Origin of the sequence: Pseudomonas azotoformans (genome assembly GCF_900103345.1) — a bacterium.
GTDB lineage: Bacteria > Pseudomonadota > Gammaproteobacteria > Pseudomonadales > Pseudomonadaceae > Aquipseudomonas > Aquipseudomonas azotoformans.
Genome location: NZ_LT629702.1, coordinates 3,513,787 through 3,532,108 on the forward strand (window position 1 = coordinate 3,513,787; position 18,322 = coordinate 3,532,108).

At 62.3% G+C, this 18,322-nt stretch carries 10 protein-coding genes; 3 read left to right on the plus strand and 7 right to left on the minus strand.

Going from position 1 to position 18,322, the window contains the following annotated elements; genetic code table 11:
• Position 1 precedes the first annotated feature (1 nt).
• Both ptsP (BLR69_RS15790) and nagE read left to right on the plus strand, forming a co-directional pair.
• Positions 2–2,512 (plus strand): phosphoenolpyruvate--protein phosphotransferase, encoded by a 2,511-nt coding sequence (gene ptsP / locus BLR69_RS15790; RefSeq protein WP_071496460.1) that lies wholly within the window; start codon positions 2–4, stop codon positions 2,510–2,512.
• Between the two features lie 25 nt (positions 2,513–2,537).
• On the plus strand, positions 2,538–4,235 hold the full coding sequence (gene nagE / locus BLR69_RS15795) for an N-acetylglucosamine-specific PTS transporter subunit IIBC (protein ID WP_071496459.1): 1,698 nt from the start codon (positions 2,538–2,540) through the stop codon (positions 4,233–4,235).
• 351 nt (positions 4,236–4,586) lie between these two features.
• Here the strand turns inward: nagE and BLR69_RS15805 are convergent, their stop codons facing one another.
• Positions 4,587–4,898, minus strand: coding sequence for an NGG1p interacting factor NIF3 (locus BLR69_RS15805; RefSeq protein WP_071496458.1), 312 nt, complete (start codon positions 4,896–4,898; stop codon positions 4,587–4,589).
• Between the two features lie 4 nt (positions 4,899–4,902).
• Positions 4,903–8,799 (minus strand): phosphoribosylformylglycinamidine synthase, encoded by a 3,897-nt coding sequence (gene purL / locus BLR69_RS15810; RefSeq protein WP_071496457.1) that lies wholly within the window; start codon positions 8,797–8,799, stop codon positions 4,903–4,905.
• A gap of 287 nt (positions 8,800–9,086) precedes the next feature.
• Between purL and mltF the strand changes: the two genes are divergently transcribed.
• Positions 9,087–10,547: a membrane-bound lytic murein transglycosylase MltF gene (gene mltF / locus BLR69_RS15815; RefSeq protein ID WP_071496456.1), complete on the plus strand. Its 1,461-nt coding sequence runs from the start codon at positions 9,087–9,089 to the stop codon at positions 10,545–10,547.
• Positions 10,548–10,670: 123 nt separating this feature from the next.
• Here mltF and BLR69_RS15820 read toward each other — a convergent pair whose 3' ends face one another.
• The 5 genes from BLR69_RS15820 to treP form a co-directional block, all read right to left on the minus strand.
• The gene (locus BLR69_RS15820) at positions 10,671–10,949 is read right to left on the minus strand and encodes a PTS transporter subunit EIIB (RefSeq protein WP_071496455.1); all 279 of its coding nucleotides are present in this window, start codon (positions 10,947–10,949) and stop codon (positions 10,671–10,673) included.
• A gap of 2 nt (positions 10,950–10,951) precedes the next feature.
• Positions 10,952–13,468 (minus strand): phosphoenolpyruvate--protein phosphotransferase, encoded by a 2,517-nt coding sequence (gene ptsP, locus BLR69_RS15825; RefSeq protein WP_071496454.1) that lies wholly within the window; start codon positions 13,466–13,468, stop codon positions 10,952–10,954.
• Positions 13,469–13,653: 185 nt separating this feature from the next.
• Positions 13,654–14,874 carry a maltoporin gene (locus BLR69_RS15830; protein ID WP_071496453.1) on the minus strand — a complete coding sequence of 407 codons (1,221 nt, stop codon included), beginning with the start codon at positions 14,872–14,874 and terminating at the stop codon, positions 13,654–13,656.
• Between the two features lie 69 nt (positions 14,875–14,943).
• Positions 14,944–16,590 carry an alpha,alpha-phosphotrehalase gene (gene treC / locus BLR69_RS15835; protein WP_071496452.1) on the minus strand — a complete coding sequence of 549 codons (1,647 nt, stop codon included), beginning with the start codon at positions 16,588–16,590 and terminating at the stop codon, positions 14,944–14,946.
• Positions 16,591–16,738: 148 nt separating this feature from the next.
• A complete protein-coding gene (gene treP, locus BLR69_RS15840; protein ID WP_071496451.1) occupies positions 16,739–18,181 on the minus strand; it encodes a PTS system trehalose-specific EIIBC component in 1,443 nt (480 codons plus the stop codon).
• Positions 18,182–18,322 lie beyond the last annotated feature (141 nt).

The window sequence follows — 18,322 nt, forward strand, 5'->3', positions numbered from 1 at the left end:
CATGTCCAACAACAATAATGACCTGACCCTCAGCGCCCCCCTCAGCGGACCGGTGTTGGCCCTGGGCAATGTTCCCGACGAAGTGTTCGCCAGCGGCGCCATGGGCGACGGCATTGCCATCGACCCGTTGAACGATTGCCTGCATGCGCCATGTGACGGGGTGATCATCCACGTCGCCCGCACCGGGCATGCGCTGACGATCCGTGCCGATAACGGTGCCGAAGTGTTGATGCATGTGGGCATCGATACAGTGGAACTGAACGGCGAAGGCTTTGCCTTGCTGGTCAAGGACGGCGCGCGCGTTAGCAAGGGCCAGGCATTGGTGCAATTTGATCTGGACCGCATTGCGCGCCAGTGCAAGAGCCTGGTCAGCCTGATCATCCTGACCAATGGCGAGCGCTTCGAGTTGCGCTCGGTGGCGGCTAGAACGGTCAAGGTCGGTGAGCCGTTGTTGCAGATTGTGGCGCGTTTGGCCGCGTCGGTTTCGGCGTCTTTGGATAACTCGGCGGGTGAAGCCAGCGCCCGCGTACGCATCACCCATCGTGGTGGTTTGCATGCCCGCCCGGCGGCGTTGGTGCGCAAGGCTGCGCAGGGTTTCAGCAGCCAGGCCTCGCTGCACTTTGGCAATAAAACCGCCTCGTGTGACAGCCTGATCGGTTTGCTGGGCCTGGGGATTGGCGAAGGCGATGAGGTGCGTGTGAGCTGTCGCGGCAAGGATGCCGAGGCGGCGATGCAGGCGGTGGTCGCGGCCTTGTCAGCCGTGATCAACGAAGAACACCACGCCCCAGTCGTCGCCGCGCCCCGTCGGGTCAATACCGAAGTCGGTGTGTTGCAAGGCGTATGTGCCGCACCGGGCCTGGTCTGCGGGCCGCTGTTTCGCCTGACCGGTATCGAACTGCCGGCAGACACCGGCAAGCATGCTGCCGACGAGCAACTGCAACGCCTGGACGCCGCCCTGGAGCAAGTGCGCAGCGAAATCCGCAGCACCCTGGAGCACGCGCGCCAACGCAAGAACGTCGAGGAAGAAGACATATTCGCCGCCCACCTCGCCCTGCTGGAAGACCCGACCCTGCTGGACGCCGCCACCGGCGCCATCGAGCACGGCAGCGCCGCCACCCATGCCTGGCGCGATGCGATCCAGGCGCAATGTGCCGTGTTGCTGGCGTTGGGCAAACCACTGTTTGCCGAACGCGCCAACGACCTGCGCGACCTGCAACAACGGGTACTGCGCGTACTGCTGGGCGAAGCCTGGCACTTCGAATTGCCCGCCGGTGCGATTGTCAGCGCCCACGAACTGACCCCGTCCGACCTGCTGCAACTGAGCGCGCAAAATGCCGCCGGCATCTGCATGGCCGAAGGCGGCGCCACTTCCCATGTGGCTATTTTGGCCCGTGGTAAAGGCTTGCCCTGTGTGGTCGCGCTGGGCGCCGAAGTACTCGACGTGCCCCAAGGCCAACGGGTGGTCCTCGACGCCGCCAACGGCCGCCTGGAACTGGCCCCCAGCGACGCGCGCCACGCCGAAGTCCACCAGATTCGCGACGCGCAAAACCTGCGGCGCCAGCAACAACAAGCGCAGGCCCAACAACCGGCGCGTACCACCGATGGCGTGGGCATCGAAGTCGCGGCGAATGTCGCCTCGAGTGCCGAAGCCCAGGTGGCGTTTGAAAACGGCGCTGATGGCGTCGGCCTGCTGCGCACCGAGTTTCTCTTCGTCGACCGCCGCACCGCGCCGGACGAACAGGAACAACGCCAGGCCTACCAGGCCGTGCTGGATGCCATGGGCGACAAGTCGGTGATCATCCGCACCATCGACGTAGGTGGCGACAAGCAGCTCGACTACCTGCCACTGCCGGTCGAGGCCAACCCGGTGCTGGGCCTGCGCGGTATCCGCATGGCCCAGGTACGCCCGGAACTGCTCGACCAGCAACTGCGGGCGCTGCTGCAAGTCAGCCCGCTGGAACGCTGCCGCATCCTGCTGCCGATGGTCAGCGAAGTGGATGAACTGCTGCAGATCCGCCAACGCCTGGACGAGTTGTGCGCCGAGCTGGAACTGACCCAGCGCCCCGAACTGGGCGTGATGATCGAAGTGCCCGCCGCGGCATTGATGGCCGAGCAACTGGCCAGGCACGCGGACTTTTTATCCATCGGCACTAATGACCTGTCCCAGTACACCCTGGCCATGGACCGCGACCACGCCGGCCTCGCCGCCCGCGTCGATGCGCTGCACCCGGCGCTGCTGCGGCTGATCGCCCAGACCTGCGCAGGCGCTGCGAAACACGGGCGCTGGGTCGGCGTGTGCGGTGCCCTCGCTTCCGACCCGCTGGCCACGCCGGTACTGGTCGGCCTGGGGGTCAGCGAGCTGTCGGTGAGCCCGCCACAGATCGGGGAAATCAAGGACCGCGTCCGCCACCTGGACGCGGCGCAATGCCGGCAACTGAGCCAGGGCCTGCTCGACCTGAGCAGCGCCAAGGCCGTTCGCCAAGCCTGTCAACACCACTGGCCGCTGAGCTGATAACAACAACAAAAGGAGACTCGCCATGTACCAACATTTTATCGAAGGCCTGCAACGCCTGGGCCGTGCACTGATGCTGCCGATTGCGATCCTGCCGATCGCCGGCCTGCTGCTGCGCCTGGGTGATACGGATCTTTTGAACATCGCGGTGATGCACGACGCCGGGCAGGCGATCTTCGCCAACCTGGCGCTGATCTTCGCCATCGGCATCGCCGTGGGTTTTGCCCGCGACAACAACGGCACGGCCGGCCTGGCCGGGGCGATTGGTTACCTGGTGATGGTTTCCACGCTCAAGGTGATGGACTCGACCATCAACATGGGCATGCTCGCCGGTATTGCCAGCGGCCTGATGGCAGGCGGGCTGTATAACCGCTTCAAGGACATCAAGCTGCCGGAGTACCTGGCGTTCTTTGGTGGGCGACGGTTCGTGCCGATTGTCACCGGGTTTTCGGCGGTGGCACTGGGCGTGATCTTTGGCCTGATCTGGCCGCCGATCCAGCACGGCATCAACAGCTTCGGCGTGTTGCTGATGGAGAGCGGCAGCCTCGGCGCCTTCGTGTTTGGCGTGTTCAACCGCCTGCTGATCGTCACCGGCCTGCACCATATCCTCAACAACATGGCGTGGTTTGTGTTCGGCACCTTTACCGACCCGGTGACCGGTGCCGTGGTGACCGGAGACCTGACCCGCTACTTCGCCGGCGACCCCAAAGGCGGCCAGTTCATGACCGGCATGTTCCCGGTGATGCTGTTTGGCCTGCCGGCTGCGTGCCTGGCGATGTACCGCAACGCCTTGCCGGAACGCCGCAAAGTGATGGGCGGGATTTTCCTGTCGATGGCGCTGACCTCGTTCCTGACCGGGGTGACCGAGCCGATTGAATTTGCGTTCATGTTCCTCGCGCCGTTTTTGTACCTGATCCATGCGGTGCTGACCGGCCTGTCGATGGCGGTCACCAACCTGCTGAACATCCACCTTGGGTTCACCTTCTCCGGCGGCTTTATCGACATGGTGCTGGGTTGGGGCAAGTCCACCAATGGCTGGCTGGTGTTCCCGGTTGGCTTGGCTTATGCGCTGATCTATTACAGCGTGTTCAACTACTGCATTCGTCGGTTCAACCTGAAGACGCCAGGGCGGGAAGATATCCAGGTGGTGCAGGCTGAGGTGATGACCGATAACCAACGCGCATTGGCCTACATCCAGGCCTTGGGCGGTGCGCAGAATTTGCTGAGCGTCGGCGCCTGCACCACGCGCCTGCGGTTGGACATGGTGGATCGCAACAAGGCCGTAGATGCAGAGTTGAAAGCGCTGGGCGCCATGGCCGTGGTCCGGCCAGGGAACGGCGGCAGCTTGCAGGTCGTGGTCGGGCCGATGGCGGATAGCATCGCCGATGAGATTCGGCTGGCCATGCCTTCGTTTGTTGCCAGTGCGCCGGTGAAGGTTTCCCCTGTGGATAAGCCGGTGGCGGTGAATGTGCAGGAAGCCGAGAAGTGGCTGAATGCTTTAGGCGGCCGCGCGAATGTGCGGCAGCTGGAAGCGGTGGCGATGACCCGCTTGCGGGTGGAACTGGGGGATGATTCGGTGCTATCTGAAGCGGACCTGACGGCGCTGGGTTGCCAGGGTGTGAGCCAACTGGATAGCGGCGTTTGGCACCTGTTGATTGGTGGCAAGGCCAGCGGATTGGGAGAGGCGCTGGAGCGCCTGGTTACCCGCCCAATCAACGCCTGACCGATCGTTCCCACGCTCTGCGTGGGAATGCCGCCCCGGACGCTCCGCGTCCACAACCCTGCACATGGGTGACGCAGAGCGTCACAGGATGCGTTCCCACGCGGAGCGTGGGAACGATCAAGATTAGTGAGAGGAGTTCCGAGGGACAACCTGAAAGGCTTGTGGAAAAGATCTGAGGTGCCTGTGCCGACGTCTTCGCGAGCAAGCCCGCTCCCACATTCGATCGCGTTTACCCTGGAGGAATGCAGTCGAATGTGGGAGCGGGCTTGCTCGCGAATGGGCCCTCACAGCCAACAAAAAACCCACTGACCAAACTGGCCCAGCGGGTTTCTTGTTTTTGCAGCCAGCGAATCAAAAGTCCGCCAACTGCCACACCTCATACGCCGGTGTCTCGTAGGGGTGACTGAGTTTCAACGCAGCCACTACAGCCACAATCAACTCATCCGCCACCACCAGCTCAACCTTCCACTCCTCAACCACTTCAACCTGGCCCACCTGCCCAATAAACGGCTGGCTGCCGTCCAACGCGCGGAATTGGCCCTGGCCCAGCACCTGCCAGGCGCAGTTGTCGTAGTTGCCGATGCGCCCGCCGCCAGCGGCAAAGACGGCGGCTTTCACCGTCTCCACATGGCTGTCGGGCACGAAGAAGCTGAGCTTGTACACGGCCTTAGTTCACCCACACGCGGGCGTTACGGAACATGCGCATCCAGGCACCGTCTTCGTTCCACTCTTCCGGGCGCCACGAGTTCTGCACGGCGCGGAATACACGCTCCGGGTGCGGCATCATGATGGTCACACGACCGTCGCGGCTGGTGAGGCCGGTGATCCCGCGCGGCGAGCCGTTCGGGTTGGCCGGGTAGGTCTCGGTGACCTTGCCGTGGTTGTCGACGAAACGCATGGCCACGCAACCGGACAGGTCGGCTTCCAGCAAGGCTTCTTCGCTGGAGAATTCAGCGTGGCCTTCACCGTGGGCGATGGCGATTGGCATGCGCGAACCGGCCATGCCTTGCAGGAAGATCGAGTTGGACTCCTGCACCTGCACCATCGCAACGCGGGCTTCGAACTGTTCGGAACGGTTACGCACGAAGTGCGGCCAGAACTCGCTGCCCGGGATCAGCTCGCTGAGGTTGGACATCATCTGGCAACCGTTGCACACACCCAGGGTGAAGCTGTCGTTGCGCTCGAAGAAGCCCTGGAACGCATCACGCGCACGGCTGTTGAACAGGGCCGATTTGGCCCAGCCTTCACCGGCACCCAGCACGTCGCCGTAGGAGAAACCGCCGCAGGCCACCAGGCCTTTGAACTCGTTGAGGTCAACGCGACCAGCGAGGATGTCGCTCATGTGCACGTCGATCGCATTGAAGCCGGCACGGTCGAACGCGGCCGCCATTTCCACCTGGCCGTTGACGCCCTGCTCACGCAGCACGGCAACCTGTGGGCGAATGCCTTTCTTGATGTAAGGCGCGGCTATGTCCTGGTTGACGTCGAAGCTGAGCTTGATGCTCAGGCCCGGGTTGTCTTCTTCCAGGATCACGTCGAATTCCTGCTCGGCGCAGTCGGCGTTGTCACGCAGGCGCTGGATCTGGTAGCTGGTCTCGGCCCACTGGCGTTGCAGCAAGCGGCGCTGGCCGGCAAACACGGTGTCGCCATTGAACGAGATGTTGATCTCGCCGTTGTTGATCGGCTGGCCGATCACGGCCACGCAGTCGTCCAGGCCGGCGGCGCTGAACTGTGCAAGTACGTCCGGGGTAGCGTCCTGGCGCACCTGGATCACTGCGCCCAGCTCTTCGTTGAACAGGATGCCGTTGATCTCGCACGCTGCCTCGGCAACGCTGTCGAGCACGATGTTCAGGCCGCAGTGACCGGCGAAGGCCATTTCGACGACGCTGGTCAGCAGACCACCATCGGAACGGTCGTGGTAAGCCAGCAGGTGGCCGTCGGCATTGAGGCCCTGGATCACGGCGAAGAAGGCTTTGAGGTCTTCGGCGTCATCGACGTCCGGTGCCTGCTTGCCGAGCTTGCCATGGGTCTGTGCCAGGATCGAGGCGCCCATGCGGTTCTGGCCACGGCCCAGGTCGATCAGGATCAGGTCGGTGGTGCCCTTGTCCATGCGCAGTTGCGGGGTCAGGGTCTGGCGGATGTCGGTGACCGGTGCAAAACCGGTGACGATCAGCGAGAGCGGCGAGGTGACTGTCTTGTCGACGCCGTCTTCGTTCCAACGGGTGGCCATGGACATGGAGTCCTTGCCCACCGGAATGGTGATACCCAGCTCAGGGCACAACTCCATGCCGACCGCCTTGACGGTGTCGTACAGGCGCGCATCTTCACCCGGGTGACCGGCAGCGGACATCCAGTTGGCCGACAACTTGATGTCGGACAGCTTGCCGATGCGCGACGCGGCGATGTTGGTGAGGGTTTCACCAATGGCCATGCGGCCCGACGCAGGAGCGTCGAGCAGGGCCAGCGGGGTACGCTCGCCCATGGCCATGGCTTCACCGGTGTAGACGTCGAAGCTGGTGGCGGTGACGGCAACGTCGGCCACCGGAACCTGCCACGGGCCGACCATTTGGTCACGGGCAACCAGGCCAGTGATGGTGCGGTCGCCGATGGTGATCAGGAAGCTTTTGCTCGCCACGGCCGGGTGGTGCAACACGCGTTCGATGCTGTCGGCCAGTTCCAGCGTGCTTGGGTCGAAATCATCGCCCAACTCGGCTTCACGCACAGCTGAACGGTGCATGCGCGGGGCTTTGCCCAGCAGCACTTCGAGCGGCATGTCCACCGGGCTGTTGCCGAAGTGGCTGTCGGTGACCGTCAGTTGCGGCTCGGCAGTGGCTTCGCCGACCACGGCGAACGGGCAGCGCTCACGCTCGCAGATGGCTTGGAAGCGCGCGAAGTCTTCTGCGCCAACGGCCAGCACGTAGCGTTCCTGGGATTCGTTGCTCCAGATTTCGTGCGGGGCCATGCCCGGCTCGTCGTTTGGAATATTGCGCAATTCGAAGCGGCCACCGCGGTCGCCATCGTTGACCAGTTCCGGGAAGGCGTTGGACAAACCGCCCGCGCCAACGTCATGGATGAAGCTGATCGGGTTCTTGTCACCCAACTGCCAGCAACGGTCGATGACTTCCTGGCAGCGGCGTTCCATCTCTGGGTTTTCGCGCTGTACGGAAGCGAAGTCCAGGTCTGCCGAGCTGGTGCCGGTGGCCATGGAAGAAGCGGCGCCGCCGCCGAGGCCGATCAACATCGCCGGGCCGCCGAGCACGATCAGCTTGGAGCCGACCAGGATCTCGCCTTTCTTGACGTGTTCTTCACGGATGTTGCCCATGCCGCCGGCCAACATGATTGGCTTGTGGTAGCCGCGCACTTCATCGCCACGCGGGGTGGTGATGGACTGTTCGAAAGTACGGAAGTAACCGGTCAGCGCCGGACGCCCGAATTCGTTGTTGAACGCGGCGCCGCCCAGCGGGCCTTCGATCATGATGTCGAGCGCGGTAACGATGCGCTCAGGCTTGCCGTACGGCACTTCCCATGGCTGTTCAAAGCCTGGGATCTGCAGGTTGGACACGGTGAAACCGGTGAGGCCCGCCTTGGGCTTGGCGCCACGGCCGGTAGCGCCTTCGTCACGGATTTCGCCGCCGGAACCGGTGGCTGCACCCGGGAACGGGGCAATCGCAGTCGGGTGGTTGTGGGTTTCAACCTTCATCAGGATGTGCACCGGCTCCTGCACCGCGCCGTACTGGCGGGTCTCAGGGTCCGGGAAGAAACGGCCGGCGACGGAGCCGACGATGACCGAGGCGTTGTCTTTATAAGCCGACAGAACGCCTTCGCTGTGCATCACGTAGGTGTTCTTGATCATGCCGAACAGGCTTTTTTCCTGGCTTTCGCCGTCGATATCCCAACTGGCGTTGAAGATCTTGTGACGGCAGTGCTCGGAGTTGGCCTGGGCAAACATCATCAGTTCGATGTCGTGCGGGTTGCGCTTCAAGCCGTTGAAGGCGTTGACCAGGTAGTCGATCTCGTCTTCGGCCAGGGCCAGGCCCAGTTCGGTGTTGGCCTTCTCGAGGGCGGCGCGGCCACCGCCGAGCACGTCAATCGCGGTCAGCGGCTTGGGCTCGGCGTGGCTGAACAGGCCGGCAGCCTGTTCCAGCTGGCTGACGATGATCTGGGTCATGCGGTCATGCAGGCTGCTGGCGATCAGCTCGGCCTCGGCATCGCTGAACTGGCCGGCGACATAGAAAGCGATACCACGCTCCAGGCGCTGGATTTTCTCCAAGCCGCAATTGCGGGCGATATCGCTGGCCTTGCTCGACCAAGGCGAGATGGTGCCGAACCGTGGCAGAACCAGGAACAAGCGGCCCGTCGGCTCTTGAACGGGAACGCTTGGGCCGTACTTCAGAAGGCGTGCGAGCACTTGCTGTTCGTCGGCGGTCAATACGCCGGTAACGTCGGCGAAGTGAGCAAATTCAGCGTACAGGCCTGTAACAGCTGGAACCTTCTGGCTCAGTTGCTCAAGGAGTTTGCTGTGGCGAAAGGCAGAAAGGGCAGGAGCGCCGCGCAGGATCAACATCTTCGGGACAGCCTCGGGAAGGGGGTGTGCTTTGAGGCCGTGCATTCTAGCGTAAACCGCCGCCAACGGCACCCGAAACGCTACCGGTGGCTGCCGCCGAACGTCAGTTGGCCGGATTACACCCCTTTCGCGGGGTCATGGAGGGCATTCGGCGCAGTTATTTTAACCGTCACAATCCCTCGCCAAGCAGCGTTTCTGCGGGTTGCAGCACAGTTTTTCCGGCGCTAGCAGACAACGCCCATGCTGTCGAGATATGGCGCCGTGGGCCGTTTGCGTATACTGCGCAGATGTTCTCCCCAACGGCTTTGCGACCGCGATGCGCCAAATGGCTCATCGCCACCGGACTCTTCCTGATGCTCAGCGCCTGTGTTGATAAACCCAGCACGCTCGAGCGAATCAAGGAGGATGGCGTATTGCGGGTGATCACCCGGAACAGCCCGGCGACTTATTTCCAGGACCGCAACGGTGAAACCGGTTTCGAGTACGAACTGGTCAAGCGCTTCGCCGACGACCTGGGCGTGAAGCTGGAGATCGAGACCGCCGACAACCTCGACGACCTGTTCGGCCAGCTGGGCAAACCCAACGGCCCGGTTCTCGCCGCCGCCGGCCTGGTCAGCAGCGAACAGCGCAAGGCGCAGGTGCGTTTCTCCCACCCTTACCTTGAAGTCACCCCGCAGATCATCTACCGCAATGGCCAGTCCCGCCCGACGAACGCGGCGGACTTGGTGGGCAAGAAGATCATGGTGCTCAAGGGCAGCACCCACGCCGAGCAACTGGCGGCGCTTAAAAAGCAGAATCCTGCGATTGAATACGAAGAATCCGACGCCGTTGAGGTGGTCGACCTGCTGCGCATGGTGGACGAGGGGCAAATCGACCTGACCCTGGTGGACTCCAACGAAGTGGCGATGAACCAGGTGTACTTCCCCAACGTGCGCGTGGCGTTCGACCTCGGCGATGCCAGCAACCAGAGCTGGGCCGTGGCTGCCGGTGAAGACAACAGCCTGCTCAACGAGATCAACAGCTACTTGGATAAAGTCGAAAAGAACGGCACGTTGCAGCGCCTGAAAGACCGCTACTACGGGCACGTCGATGTACTCGGCTATGTGGGCGCCTACACCTTCGCCCAGCATCTGCAGCAGCGTTTGCCCAAGTACGAGAAACACTTCCGCGCCTATGCCAAGGAAGAAAAGGTCGATTGGCGCCTATTGGCGGCCATCGGCTATCAGGAATCGCTGTGGCAGCCAGCCGTCACCTCCAAGACCGGCGTGCGCGGCCTGATGATGCTGACCCAGAACACCGCCCAGGCCATGGGCGTGTCCAACCGACTGGACCCCAAGCAAAGCATCATGGGCGGCGCCAAGTACCTGGCCAAGATCAAGGATGAACTGGACGACAGCATCGCCGAGCCGGATCGCACCTGGTTTGCCCTCGCCGCCTACAACGTCGGCACCGGTCACCTGGAGGATGCGCGCACCCTGGCCAAGCGCGAAGGCCTGAACCCGAACAAGTGGCTGGATGTGAAAAAGATGCTGCCGCGCCTGTCGCAGAAGCAGTGGTACAGCAAGACCCGCTACGGCTATGCACGAGGCGGTGAGCCGGTGCACTTTGTGGCGAACATCCGGCGTTACTACGACATCCTCACCTGGGTGACCCAGCCGCAGCTGGAGGGCAACCAGGTGGTCGAAGGCAACTTGCATGTGCCGGGTATCGACAAGACCAAGCCGCCGGAAGACAACCCGCAGTTGTAAGAACACAGCAAAACCCGGTGGGAGGGGGCTTGCCCCCGATAGCGGTGTGTCAGTTACAACTAAGCTGACAGATACATTGCAATCGGGGGCAAGCCCCCTCCCACATTGGGATTTCTACCTGGTTTAGAGGCCGGTGAGCAGGTGGACCAAGCCGCCCGCCAGCACCATCACCGCCGGTACTCCCGCCGCCTTCAACGCCCCCTCATCCACCCGCCCCATATCCTGCAACTGCACCCGCACCCGCGTCAGCGCCACACGCTGCTGCGACTTGAGGTTATCCGCCCCACCCAACGCGTTCAGCACCTCGGCCGACAACAGGCTCTGCGTCGGCGCAGTGGCCGTCTCGGCAATCAAGTCCGGCGTCAGGGCCTTCCAGAACGCCCGCTGCAATTTCTCGAACATGCTCAAAGCTCCATGACAGGTGAGGTTTCAACGGTAGCTGCGTGATATTGGCGCAGGGCCTCACGCACTTGGGCTGCTTCTTCCAGGCCCAACACTTGGCGGGCGATGATCTGGCAGTCGGCCAGGTCCAGTTCGCGCACGGTGGCCTTGATGGTGGGGATCAGCGGCACGCTGACTGACAACTCGTCCACGCCCAGCCCGATCAGCATCGGCACGGCCAGTGCTTCGGAGGCCAGCGCACCGCACACCCCTACCCACTTGCCATGGGCATGGGCGGCCTTGACGGTGGTGGCGATCAGGCGCAACACCGCCGGGTGGAAGCTGTCGGCCTGGCTGGCCAGGCGCGGGTGGTCGCGGTCCATGGCCAGGGTGTATTGGGTCAGGTCGTTGGTGCCGATGGAGAAGAAATCCACGTGGGGCGCGAACACATCCGCCATCAGCGCGGCGGACGGTACTTCAATCATGATGCCCAGCTTCGGCAGCTCGGTAAGCCCCAGCGCCAGCGCTTCCTCTTCCAGAATCTTGCGCGCCAGGTGCAGCTCCGACAGCAGGCTGACCATTGGCAACATGATGTGCAGCCGCGCAAAGCCCGCGCTGGCAAGGATCGCGCGGAACTGTTCGTGCAGCAGCTCAGGACGTTCCAGGCACAGGCGAATACCGCGCAGGCCGAGGAACGGGTTGGTTTCGGCATCCATCGGCACATAGGCCAACGGCTTGTCGCCACCGACGTCCAGGGTGCGCACCACCAGGTTGCGCTCGGAGCCCAGGGCACGGGCGATGGCCGTGTAGGTGGCTGCTTGTTCATCGGGGCCTGGCGCACGGTTGCGGTCCAGGTAGAGGAATTCCGAACGCAGCAGGCCGACGCCTTCACCACCGAGGGTCAGGGATTGCTCCACTTCCTGCAAGGAGGCCACGTTGGCGGTGACTTCGACGTGATGACCGTCGCGGGTAGTGGCGGGCAACGACGCCTGCGCCACATCGTGCTGATGGCGCAGCACCTGTTGCCTGCGAGTCGCTTCCAACTGCTCGATCTCGGCCAGGTTCGGCTCCAGGTGCAGCTCGCCTTTGTCAGCGTCGAGCAGTACCTGCTTGCCGTTAGCCAACCCCAGCACTTGGGTGGAAACACCGCAAATGGCCGGCAGGCCAAGGGCACGGGCCAGGATCGCGACGTGGCTGGTCGCTCCACCGCCGACCGTGACGAACCCCAGCACTTTGCGGGTATCCAGGCCGGCCGTCTGCGAAGGGGTCAATTGCTCGGCGATGAGGATCGAACGCTCCGGCAAGTCCCAGGCACTGTCCTGGATGCCCAGGATCAGTTTCAGTACGCGCTGGCCGACGTCCGCCAGGTCTGCCGCGCGTTCGGCGATCAGCGCATTGCCCAGCCCCTGGAACAGCTTGACGGTCGCAAGCGTGGCACTGTTCCAGGCAAACGCGGCGCTCTTGCCCTCCGCCAACAAACTGTGGGCTTGTTCCAGCAAGGTCGGGTCTTCGAGCAATTCCTGGTGAGCGCGGAAAATCTCGGCCTGGGCACTGCCAGCAGCCTTGTCCCGCAGCGCCTGCAATGCCTCGGTGGCAGCCCGCAGGCCACGCGCCAAAGCAGCACGCTCAGTGGCTTCACCCGCGCCTTGTTCAGTGATAGTCAGCTCAGGCTCGGTCACTTGAACGACCTGGCCAAACGCCGAACCCGGCGATGCACACACACCCCGTAGCAAGGTCGCCGACGACTGCGTTGCCAACGGCTCGGCAACGCTCGCCACTACCTCGCCACAACCTTCAGCCAACAAGGCCACCAGCGCCTTGATCGCCCCTTCGGCATCCTCACCCGCGGCGCTCACCTGCAACGTGTCGCCGTGCACGGTTTGCAGCGCCATGATCGCCACCAGCGATTTGGCGTTGGCGCTCTGGGTTTGCTTGTGCAGGTAGATGCTCGCCTTGAAGCCCTTCGCGGCCTGGGCGAATACCGCCGCCGGGCGGGCGTGCAAACCGTTGGCATTGGGCAAGGTCAGCGGTTTGGAGAACAACGCATCGCCCTCCTCCTCGTCCACTGCGTCAACGGCTTCACCTGGGGATAACTGCAGCAGCGGTTGGCCGACCGCCACAAGATCGGTTGCCAACACACTGAACGGCTCGCCGCTGACCACCAGCATCAAGGTCAGCAGACTGCGCGCATGGAGCGCCACATAGTCGGCATCGAATTCGATCAACGGCTGCCCGGCCTCCACCCGCTGGCCTTCCTGCACCAACCGGGTGAAGCCCTTGCCCGCCAGGTTCACGGTGTCCAGGCCGATGTGCATGAGCACCTGGACGCCGTTGTCGTCGGTGATGCTGACGGCATGGCCACTGTCCTGGATATTGCTGATCGTCCCGGCCAATGGCGCGCAGAGGGTCTGCGACGTGGGGTCGATGCACAGGCCATCGCCGATCAGGCGGCTGGAGAAGACCGGGTCGGGCACCTTGTCCAGCGCCAGCAGCACACCCGACAAGGGCGCCAGCAATTCCAGGGGTTGCGTTGTGGTCATGACTTCACCTGTTGTTTTGTTCTATAAAAATCATTGGGTGGATACAAGTCCTGAGGTGACGAAGATCAAGTGTGGGAGCGGGCTTGCTCGCGAATGCGGTGTGTCAGTCACGGCATGTATAGCTGATACACCGCCTTCGCGAGCAAGCCCGCTCCCACATTATCGGTCCGCGAACAACCCTATGTTTATTTCCACCAGTACTCGACTTGCACGCCGAAGTTCGAGCCATGCCGCGCCGTGCCATACGAGCCGGTATCGGACAGCGCCGATCCCGCCGCCAATTCATTCGCCGCACGCTTGGCCGCTTCGTTCCAGGTGGCATAGGTGTAGTACAAGCGCACTTCCGGCCGAGCCCAGAAATCCGGGCCTTTGGGCGACCAGGTCGGGGCGAAGGTGAACTTGCTCAGCTTGCGCGTCCCACCCGTAGCCTCGACCTGATCATGCCCAAGCTCGGTGACCAGTTTGAACTGCTCGCTGATGGCATACGCCGGGCGCACACCGAGGGACATCCAGGTCTGGTCCTGGCTGCCCGGACGAATATCCTTCTGGTATACCGCTTCGATCTGCCCACCGAAACGCGGGGTCACCTGCCAGTCGAAAAACTCCACGGCGCGGTAACTTTTGCTGCTGTTGTCCAGGAAGGTATTGCCGGTGTAACCCAGGCCGGTGCCGGGGCCTTCGCCGTACTGCAAGGCGAACTTGTTCTTGCCGCCCAGGAAAGGTTTTTGCACGTGCTGCGCGGTGATTGCCCAGCCGCTGTTGGTGTCACGCCCGCCGGCTTTTTCGATGTAGCTAAGGCCCAGCTCCAGCTCCCCGCCGGGGTTGGTCTTGAAGCCTGCAACGTTGAAGTCATGACGGGTCGCGTATTCCTTCTGGTACAGATTGTCCTTACGGGAAATGGCGTAGCTGTACTTGAGGTCGCCGATCAGTACGTCCTCGATACCACCGCCCGTGGCGCTCTGGTTCCAGTAGTAGAAGTCGGAGATATGGATGTCATTACGTTTGTAGTAACGCCGGCCGGCCCACAGCGAACCGCCATTAAGCGCTGGCAGGTTGGACCATTGCGCATACATCTGCGGCATGCGCGCGGTGCCGTTGTCTTCGCCCTGAAACTTCAGCGCGCGGTCGTATTTGTTGTAGAGCGATGCCATGGCATCGACGCTGAGCACCGAGCCGTCGTCGAGGGTGAGCAGGTCCTGGCGCAGCTCCAGCTCGGCGTATTGCTCGCATTCGTTACCCAGGCGGTACTTGGATTGCGCCCCCGGCAGTTGGAAGCACTGCTGCGGGCCGCTGCCCGTGGAAGTGCCCGCGCCGCTGCGCAGGTAACCGGCAAATTCCAGGGCTTGAGCGCCGAACGGCAGGCCCAGGCAAGACGCAACGAGGCCCAGCTTTATTGTTGTTTTCATGAAGCACTCCGATTTTTTTATTATGTTTTTTGCAGCGCCCCGTGCTCCCACACAGGGTTACAGCGGGTCTCAGTCCTTGAGGTGGAGCACGAACGATTCGTAAGGGCGTAATGCAACCGTGCCCGTTCGCACAGGGCAGTCGGGGTAGTTGCTGATCAGCAGGCGTTGCTCGGTCGCCTGGTTGATCACGTTGTCCGGCAGTTGGATTTCGCAGAGCGTGCCGTAGAAGTTGTTCAGCACCAGCAGGCGTTCGCCATTGCCTTCGCGCAGGTACGCCCAGACTTGCGAGTGGCCTTGCAGCAGCTCGCGATAAATACCTTCCTGGATCAGCGGTTCATGACGGCGCAACGCAATCAACGCGCGGTAGTGATGCAGCACGGACTCGGGGTCATCCCGTTGGCTTTCGACGTTGATGATGGAGGCATTGGCCGGAATGCCAATCCAGGGTTCACTGGTACTGAAACCGGCGTTTTCCCCGGCATGCCACTGCATCGGCGTACGGCCGTTGTCGCGGGACTTCTGCATGATCGCCGCCATGCTCGACGCCGCGGACTCCCCCGCATCGCGCTTGAGGCGGAAGATGTTCAGGGTCTCCACATCGCGGTACTGCTCGATTCGGTCGAAACCCGGATTGGTCATGCCCAACTCTTCGCCCTGGTACACATACGGCGTGCCCTGGAGAAAGTGCAGCGCGGTGGCGAGCATCTTGGCCGAGACCACGCGATGCTCGCCGTCGTTGCCGAAGCGCGAGACCACCCGCGGCTGGTCGTGGTTGCACCAGAACAAAGCGTTCCAGCCGCCGCCGGCCTGCATGCCCAGTTGCCAGTCAGAGAAGATCTGCTTGAGTTGCAGGAAATCGAAGTCGGCCTTTACCCACTTCTGCAGGTTCGGGTAATCGACTTTCAGGTGATGAAAGTTGAAGGTCATCGACAGTTCTTTCGACGCAGGATTCGAGTAGCGAATGCAATGCTCGAGGCTGGTGGACGACATCTCGCCAACGTTGATCAGGTCATGCCCTTCGAAGACTTCGCGGTGCATTTCCTGCAGGTATTCGTGCACGTTCGGGCCGTCGGTGTAGAAGCGCCGGCCATCCGTGCTGTCCTCGGGAAAATCGGCGGGCTTGGAGATCAGGTTGATCACGTCCAGGCGGAAGCCGCCCACGCCCTTGTCGCGCCAGAAGCGCATCAGCTTGAACACTTCGGCGCGCACCTTGGGGTTGTCCCAATTCAGGTCGGCCTGGGTGTGGTCGAACAGATGCAGGAAGTACTGGCCGGTTTGCGCCTCGTATTCCCAGGCCGAGCCGCCGAACTTGGATTCCCAGTTGTTCGGCTGGTCGCGCCAGATGTAGAAGTCGCGGTACGGGTTGTCGAGGCTGCTGCGCGCCTGCTGGAACCATTCGTGTTCGATGGAGGTGTGGTTGACCACGATGTCGAGCATCAGCTTGATGCCGCGCTTGGCCGCTTCGCTGATCAGCAGGTCGCAGTCGGCCATGGTCCCGTAGCTGGGGTCGATGGCGTAGTAGTCACTGATGTCGTAGCCGTTGTCGCGTTGCGGCGAGCGCAGGAACGGGGTGATCCACAGGCAGTCGACGCCCAGCCACTTGAGGTAGTCGAGTTTGTCCACAATGCCCAGCAGGTCACCGGTGGCGTTACCCGCGTGGCTGTGGAAGCTTTTGGGGTAGATCTGGTAGATCACCGAGTGTTGCCAGTCTTGCATGGTGGGTTCCTTCAGTTGATTTTTGAGCAGGCCTGTCGGGCCTCATCGGCGGCAAGTCGAGTCGTCGCACCGCCCCTCCCACATTTGAAATGCGTTCCAATGTGGGAGGGGCGGTGCGACGACTCGACTTGCCCCCGATTGCGCCGGATCAGGCAACGCGATACCCAGGCCGAACAATCTTCATGCTCAACGCACAGGTCAAAACGAACGGCACGACAATCGCGATCACCATCCCGATCACAAAACTGGGGATGTACTGCGGAATGATCGAAATGAATCCAGGCAAGCCACCGACGCCGATGGCCGACGCCTGGACCTTGTTCAGCGACAGGAAAATGCTGCCCAGTGCCGAGCCGAGCAGCGCGGCATAGAACGGGAACTTGAAGCGCAGGTTCACGCCGAACATCGCAGGTTCCGTGATGCCGAAATACGCAGAAATCGCCGAGGTCGAGGCCATGCTTTTGTCCCGCGCATTGCGGGTCATGTAGAACACACCGAGCGCGGCGCTGCCCTGGGCCAGGTTGGACATCACGATCATCGGCCAGATAAAGGTGCCGCCCTGGGTAGAGATCAGTTGCAGGTCCACGGCGAGGAACATGTGGTGCATGCCGGTGATCACCAGCGGCGCATACAGCAATCCGAAAATCGCCCCGCCAACCATCGGTGCCAGGTCAAACAGGGTGACCACGCCTTCGGTGATCAGGATGCCGAGGTGGCGGGTTACCGGGCCGATGATCGCCAGGGCCAGTACCCCCGTGACAACGATGGTAGTGATCGGCACGACCAGCAGTTGAATCGCGTTGGGCACCCGCGCCCGTAGCCATTTCTCGATGACGCTCATCACGTAGGCCGCCATCAGGATCGGCAGGATCTGGCCCTGATAGCCGACTTTTTCAATCTTGAACCAACCGAAAATATCGAAGTACGGCAGGCTCTGGCCGTCGAGACCAGCGACTGCCTTGCCGTAGTTCCAGGCGTTGAGCAGGTCCGGGTGCACCAGCATCAGGCCAAGCACGATGCCGAGGATTTCGCTGCCGCCAAACCGCTTCGCAGCCGACCAGCCCACCAGGGCCGGCAGGAAGACGAAGGAGGTGTTGGCCATCAGGTTGATCAGGCTCCACAGGCCATCCAGGTTCGGATACGCCTCCAGCAGCGTCTTGCCCTCGATGAACATGCCCTTGGCGCCCATCAGGTTGTTCACGCCCATCAACAGGCCGGCGATGATCAACGCGGGCAGGATGGGCATGAACACATCGGAGAACACCCGCACCAGGCGCTGCATGGCGTTGGTCTTGTCGGCGCCCTTCTTCTTCACATCGGCAATGGTCGCGGCGGCGAGGCCGGTCTGTTCGCGCAGGGCGGCGTAGACCTTCTCCACTTCACCGGGGCCGATCACCACCTGGAACAGGCCGCCGGTAAAGAACGAGCCCTTGACCAGATCGACCTGGTTCAGCGCGCTGCTGTTGACCAGGCTCGGGTCCTTGAGCGCCAGGCGCAGGCGGGTCACACAGTGGGCAGCTTGCTCAAGGTTGCCTGTGCCCCCGAGGTTTTCAAGAATCTCGCGGGCGATAGTCGAATAGTCGTGGCTCATGCTTGGTTTCCACTTTGGTTTTTTTTATTGGGGGCAGTCATTGGCAGCACGCCGAGGGCAAAAGTACTCGTCTGTACGAGTTAAAGCAACAACTCGTCTGTACGAGTTACAAAAAGTTTATGTGCCTGGTTTTTTTGTAGG